Origin of the sequence: uncultured Arenimonas sp., from assembly GCF_963976025.1 — a bacterium.
In the GTDB taxonomy this organism is placed as follows: domain Bacteria; phylum Pseudomonadota; class Gammaproteobacteria; order Xanthomonadales; family Xanthomonadaceae; genus Arenimonas.
The window spans coordinates 1-5,575 of the sequence record NZ_CAXBJS010000169.1; the positions used below are offsets into that span (position 1 = coordinate 1).

8 protein-coding genes are annotated in these 5,575 nt (G+C 69.3%); 3 read left to right on the forward strand and 5 right to left on the reverse strand.

The window, feature by feature from the left end:
• The first annotated feature begins 148 nt into the window (after nt 1–148).
• The 3 genes from glp (at nt 149) to AACZ35_RS11760 (ending at nt 3,234) form a co-directional block, all read left to right on the forward strand.
• Entirely contained in the window at nt 149–1,375 is a 1,227-nt protein-coding gene (gene glp / locus AACZ35_RS11750; protein WP_339829485.1) for a gephyrin-like molybdotransferase Glp, read from the forward strand.
• Between the two features lie 9 nt (nt 1,376–1,384).
• Entirely contained in the window at nt 1,385–2,476 is a 1,092-nt protein-coding gene (gene moeB, locus AACZ35_RS11755; protein ID WP_339829487.1) for a molybdopterin-synthase adenylyltransferase MoeB, read from the forward strand.
• 74 nt (nt 2,477–2,550) lie between these two features.
• Nucleotides 2,551–3,234 (forward strand): EAL domain-containing protein, encoded by a 684-nt coding sequence (locus AACZ35_RS11760; protein ID WP_339829500.1) that lies wholly within the window; start codon nt 2,551–2,553, stop codon nt 3,232–3,234.
• A 13-nt stretch (nt 3,235–3,247) separates the two neighbouring features.
• Here AACZ35_RS11760 and AACZ35_RS11765 read toward each other — a convergent pair whose 3' ends face one another.
• The 5 genes from AACZ35_RS11765 to AACZ35_RS11785 all read right to left on the reverse strand — a co-directional run.
• Nucleotides 3,248–3,805 carry a BLUF domain-containing protein gene (locus AACZ35_RS11765; RefSeq protein WP_339829489.1) on the reverse strand — a complete coding sequence of 186 codons (558 nt, stop codon included), beginning with the start codon at nt 3,803–3,805 and terminating at the stop codon, nt 3,248–3,250.
• Nucleotides 3,806–3,873: 68 nt separating this feature from the next.
• Nucleotides 3,874–4,248: a hypothetical protein gene (locus AACZ35_RS11770; protein ID WP_339829492.1), complete on the reverse strand. Its 375-nt coding sequence runs from the start codon at nt 4,246–4,248 to the stop codon at nt 3,874–3,876.
• A gap of 141 nt (nt 4,249–4,389) precedes the next feature.
• Nucleotides 4,390–4,794, reverse strand: a complete 405-nt coding sequence (locus AACZ35_RS11775) for a DUF305 domain-containing protein (protein WP_339829494.1) — start codon at nt 4,792–4,794, stop codon at nt 4,390–4,392.
• A complete protein-coding gene (locus AACZ35_RS11780; RefSeq protein WP_339829496.1) occupies nt 4,791–5,345 on the reverse strand; it encodes a DUF2058 family protein in 555 nt (184 codons plus the stop codon). Before AACZ35_RS11780 ends, AACZ35_RS11775 begins: the two co-directional genes overlap by 4 nt.
• A gap of 24 nt (nt 5,346–5,369) precedes the next feature.
• On the reverse strand, nt 5,370–5,575 hold a 206-nt coding region (locus tag AACZ35_RS11785), incomplete at its 5' end, for a diguanylate cyclase (RefSeq protein WP_339829498.1).

Genomic DNA, 5,575 nt, shown 5'->3' on the forward strand with positions numbered 1-5,575 from the left:
GCCATCCTTCAAGACGCCGCGCATCCGCGCTCGATGCCGGTGAGGCCGCCGTACACCGCGCCCTGGCTGGCCTGTGCGCGGCCACGCTCGACATTTCCCCCGCACGCCTGGGCAATGCCAATACGCCCGAGGCCTATGATCAGACCCCATGACGCCTGACTTCCCCACACGCATTTCCTTCGACGAAGCCGCCGGAATCATCGACCGGGTCGCGGCCAGCCGCCGGCTTTCCAGCGAACGCATCCCGCTGCAGCGCGGCCTGGGCCGGGTGCTGGCGGAGGACCTGGTGGCGCCGATCGCGCTGCCAAATTTCGACAATTCGGCCATGGACGGTTTCGCCGTGCGCGGCCTGCCGATGCCCGACGGCGGCTGGCAGCTGGTGGGCGAACAGTTCGCCGGCGCCGACCAGGGCCTGGCGCTGGCGCCGGGGCAGGGCAGTCGCATCACCACCGGCGCGCCCCTGCCGGCCGGCGCCGAAGCGATCGTCATCAAGGAGAACGCACGGCTGGACGGTGATCGCTTGAGCACCGACCACGCCCCTTCGGCAAACGACCACATCCGCCGCGCCGGCGAGGATGTTCAGCCGGGAACCTTGCTGCTGTCCGCCGGCGACGTGCTGACCCCCGCGCGCCTGGGCCTGGCCGCCGCGCTGGGGCTGGCCGAACTCACCGTCGCGCGCCGTCCGACCGTCGCCGTGTTCACCACCGGCGACGAGCTCAAGCCACCCGGCCAGACGCTGGCGCCGGGCGAGATCCACGACTCCAACCGCGCCATGCTGCAGACGCTGCTGCTGGCCGAAGGCCTGGAGCCGGTGGCCTGGCCGATCCTGCCCGACGACCCGGCGCGCATTGCTTCAATGCTTGAAGACGCCGCGTTCTCCTTCGACCTGGTGATCACCTGCGGCGGCGTCAGCGCTGGCGAAAAGGACCATCTGCCGGCGCTGCTGCAGGCCCGCGGTGAAACCCACTTCTGGAAGGTGCGCATGAAACCCGGCATGCCGCTGCTGTTCGGGCGCCTGGGCGAGGCGCTGCTGCTGGGCCTGCCCGGCAACCCGGTGTCGGTGCTGGCGACTTTTCTGACGCTTGGGCGGCGCCTGATTGATGGCCTGCAGGGCCGCAACGAGCCGCGCACGCACTGGCGCGCCAAACTCACCGACGCCGTGCACAAGCACCACGACCGGCGCGAATTCATGCGCGGGCGACTGCAGGTGGACGACAGCGGCCAGCTGCTGGTGGTTCCCGACAATGCCACCGGCTCACACCGCCTGGCCGCCGCCGCCGGCAACGACGTGCTTCTGGTCCTGCCCGAAGGGGCGGGGGAATTTCCGGCCGGTACCGCGGTCGAGTGCCTGCCCTGCGCGGCGGGTCGCGGCTAGACTGGCAAGATGCCGCCGATCGAAGAAATCACCCCCGCCGAAGCCCGCCGCCGCATGGCGCGCGGCAGCCGGCTGCTGGACGTGCGCGAACCGGACGAACACGCACTGGGCCTGCCCGAAGGTGCGCTGCCGGTGCCGCGTGCCGCGCTCGAAGCCGAGCCCGCGCGCATCACGCCCGACACCGACGCCGAACTCCTGCTGATCTGCGGCAGCGGCCGGCGTTCCATGTTGGCGGCGCAGGCGCTGCGGGATCGCGGCTACACGCGCCTGTGTTCGGTCGCCGGTGGCTTCGAAGGCTGGTGCCGCGAAGACCTGCCCACCACGGGTGGTGTCCCCGACGACGCCGATTTCCTGGAACGTTATTCGCGCCACCTGCGCCTGCCGCAGGTCGGGCTGGAAGGCCAGCGGCAGCTCGCGCAATCGCGCGTTTTGTTGGTGGGCGCAGGCGGCCTGGGTTCACCGGCGGCGCTGTACCTGGCCGCGGCCGGCGTCGGCCAGCTGCTGGTTGCTGACGACGACGTGGTGGACCGCAGCAACCTGCAGCGCCAGGTGCTGCACACCGAAGACCGCATCGGCCAGCCAAAAGTCGAATCCGCGCGCCATGCGCTCAATGCGCTCAACCCGCGCGTGCAGGTGCAGGCCGAACGCGTGCGGGTCACCGACCAGACCGTGGACGCCCTGGTGCAGGCCGCCGACGTGGTGGTGGACGGCGCCGACAATTTCCCCGTTCGCTACGTACTCAACGCCGCCTGCCTGCGCCACGGCAAGCCACTGGTGTACGGCGCGGTGCATCGTTTCGAAGGGCAGGTGAGCGTATTCGACGCCGGCCGCCGGCGTGGGGAAGCGCCGTGTTACCGCTGCCTGTTCCCGGAACCGCCGGCCGCCGAAGACGCGCCCAACTGCGCCGAAGCCGGCGTGCTGGGCGTGCTGCCCGGCGTGATCGGCCTGCTGCAGGCCACCGAAACCATCAAGCTGCTGCTGGGCATCGGCGAACCCCTGTCGGGCCGCCTGCTGCACTTCGATGCGCTGGCGATGCGATTCCGTGAGACCCGCCTGCGCGCGGACCCCCGGTGCCCGGGCTGCGGGCCGGACGCGGCATGAGGGAGCAGAAGAATTTTCGGGAACTGGCCTGCCGGGAGTGCCGCGAGGGCGCCGGGCTGGGCTTCTCGTTCACCATGGCCTTCCAGCCGATCCTGCGCTTGTCGCGGCGGGAGGTGTTCGCCCACGAGGCCCTGGTGCGCGGGCAGGGCGGGCAGGACGCGGGCGAGGTCTTCAGGCACGTCAATGTCGATACCCGTTACCAGTTCGACCAGGCCTGCCGGGTCAAGGCGATCGAACTGGCCAGCCGCCTCGGCGTGCCCGGTTACGTCAGCATCAATTTCATGCCCAATGCCGTCTACCGGCCGGAGCTGTGCATCCGAACGACGCTGGCGGCAGCGCGCACCTACGACTTCCCGGTCGAGAAGATCATCTTCGAGTTCACCGAGGGCGAAATGGTCGAGGACCACGGCCACCTGCGCGAGATCGTGCAGCACTATCACCAGCGTGGTTTCCTCACCGCCTTCGATGATTTTGGTGCCGGCTATTCGGGCCTGAAACTGCTGGCCGACGTGGCCACCGACCTGGTGAAACTGGACATGGCCCTGGTGCGCGGGCTGCCGGCCGACCCGCGGCGGCAAAAGATCCTTCGCCACGTCGTCAGCCTGTGCGCCGACCTCGGGGCAGAGTTGATCGCCGAGGGTGTGGAGACGCGGGACGAACTACGCTTTCTCCAGGACGAAGGCATCGACCTGTTCCAGGGTCATCTGCTGGCAAAGCCGGCGTTCGAAGCGCTGCCGGAGATCCACTGGCCCGACTGAGGCGGGGCAGGGTTCAGCGCAGCCAGTTCGCAGCCGCGGCACCCACCGCGGCGACCAGGCCGGTAGCCACCGCCACGCGAGCCAGAAGCATGCGCCGCGCTGCTGGCTCAAGGCCGGCTACCGGTTCGCCGGGCGGCGCGATGTCGGGACGTTCGAGCAGCAGGCCGACCATCGCGTCCACCAGGGCCGGCGGGAAGGAGTGCGGGTCGAAACCGCTGCGGCCGTGGCGGGCCAGCAGCTGCTGGACCTCGGGGGCATTGGGCACGTGTTTCATGGCCCAGTCGCCGAAACTGGGTTCGTCGATTTCGCGGCGGTCGAGCAGGCGCACATCGCGGTGGCGCTCGTCGCTGGCCAGGCGATCATAAAGCGCCTGCACCTCGGCCTCGCGGCCCTCGAGACACTGGAAGAAGCTGCCGTCGGCGTAATAGAGGCCGCCGTAGATGCGCTGCCGGGCGTTGTTGCGGCGCGACTGCACCAGGATGCGGGCAACTTCCGGATGGATGCCCGCGCCGTCGCGGATGGGCGGAAACGTGGCGCGGCTGGCGTAAACAAGGCGGAGATGGCGGGGCATGGGGCACCTGGCGACAATTGCAGGCGGCCAGCTTGCCCCCGCACGCGCATTCAGGCCGTGAAACCGGATCAGGTCATCTGCGAGCTTTCTTCGAACGCCATCCGCCGCGTTCCCGCCTGGGCAAGCAGGGGTTCGAGCTTCGCATGCTCTTCATCGCTGGCATCCACGACCACCAGGACCCGGCCGGCCTTGACCTCGTCCTCGAACTTCTGGCGCACCGGGTCGGGCAGGGCAGAGCCCATCAGGGCCGCCGACCAGGTGCCCGCGGCTGCACCCACCGCGGTAATGGCGGCGACGCCGGCCAGGGTGACGCCGAGCGGAGGGATCGCCACGGCCACCAGGCCCGCCACCAGGCCGGTGGCGCCGCCGCCGAGCGCACCTTTCAGCGCCGCAGGCATGAAGTCGGTGCGCGATTCGCGGAACTCTTCCGGGATGACCTGCATTTCCAGGTCGGAGCGGGCGATCAGGGCGATGTCTTCGTCGGCAATGCCGGCGCTGCGCAGCGCGTTGGTGCTTGCAAGTAGAAGCAGCCTTGCACGCGGGCCGTTTCCCGAGGGTGAACGGTGGCTTTGCGCACGATGTGACTAGCGCGATTCCAGATCGTCGATGAGCGCCTTCATCTCAGCGATCTCGCGCTCCTGGGCGGCGATGATTTCGTCCGCGAGCTCGCGCACGCGCGGGTCGTCGATGCGGGCGCGCTTGCTGGTGAGGATGGCGATGGAGTGGTGCGGGATCATCGCCTTCATGTAGGACACGTCGTCCACCGTGGCCTGGCTGCGCAGCAGCCACAGGCTGCCGGCGAACACCACCGCGACCAGGCCAAGGATGCCCAGATTGAGGCGCTTGTTCTTGTACATGCCCTGCATGAAGCCAAGCATCACCATGGCCATGCCGGCGACCATGATCACCGTCATCCAGGCGCGGGTCTGGCTGAAGAAGACGTGGCCGGCCTTGCAGCTTGCACGGGCCGCCTGGCCCCTGGGCTTCACCAGATGAGGTCGTCGGGCACCTTGAACCGGGCGTAGTAGGCGTCGTCCTCGGAGGAGGGCGCATCGGCCTGCGTACCGGCGGGCAGACCATGGTCGAGCACGATCAGGCTGGCGTGGCGCTCGCGCACCTTGTCGCCCGCGGCGCGCGGCAGCAGCACGTAACGATCGTCCAGGCGGGCGATGACCAGCTGGCCGGCGGAGAGCTTGCGGCGCAGCTCGTCGTTGACCAGGATGGTGCGGATGGCGCCATTGGCGCTGAAGCGGTATTCGCTGTCGCCTGCGGGCGGCAGCTTCTTGTCCTTGATGATCTGCCTGGCCTGGGCCTTGAGTTCGGCAGCCTGCGCCTTGGCTTTGGCTTCGGCGGCGAGGGCACGGTCGCGGGCAACCTTTTCTTCGCGCACGCGCTCGGCTTCGCGGCGGATGTCGTCCGGATCCTTGCTGCCCTTGGCATGCCGCGCCTTGTCCTGCGCACGCGCGACTTCGGCGACCTTGGACTTCTTGGCCAGGCCGGCCTTGAGCAACTGTTCCTGCAGGGGATTGGGTTTGGCCATGCCCGCATTGTACCCGCGGCGAGCTCAGCCTTCGACGCGATTCCTGCCGCCGGCCTTGGCGCGGTAGAGCTGCTGGTCGGCCAGTTCCACCAAGGTGGTGGGTGCGACATCGTGCGAGGGCGTCACGGTGGCCACGCCCAGGCTGATGGTGACCACGCCCACGGCCTCGTTGCCGTCGTGGGGCAGGGCCAGGTCTTCGATGCGGCGCCGCAGGGCCTCGGCCACCGTCC

What these genes read in the sequence shown, in the direction of transcription:
- glp (WP_339829485.1), top strand. Translation starts at nt 149, where the DNA reads ATGACGCCTGACTTCCCCACACGCATTTCCTTCGACGAAGCCGCCGGA.
- moeB (WP_339829487.1), top strand. Translation starts at nt 1,385, where the DNA reads ATGCCGCCGATCGAAGAAATCACCCCCGCCGAAGCCCGCCGCCGCATG.
- AACZ35_RS11760 (WP_339829500.1), top strand. Translation starts at nt 2,551, where the DNA reads ATGGCCTTCCAGCCGATCCTGCGCTTGTCGCGGCGGGAGGTGTTCGCC.
- AACZ35_RS11765 (WP_339829489.1), bottom strand. Translation starts at nt 3,805, where the DNA reads ATGCCCCGCCATCTCCGCCTTGTTTACGCCAGCCGCGCCACGTTTCCG.
- AACZ35_RS11770 (WP_339829492.1), bottom strand. Translation starts at nt 4,248, where the DNA reads ATGCAGGTCATCCCGGAAGAGTTCCGCGAATCGCGCACCGACTTCATG.
- AACZ35_RS11780 (WP_339829496.1), bottom strand. Translation starts at nt 5,345, where the DNA reads ATGGCCAAACCCAATCCCCTGCAGGAACAGTTGCTCAAGGCCGGCCTG.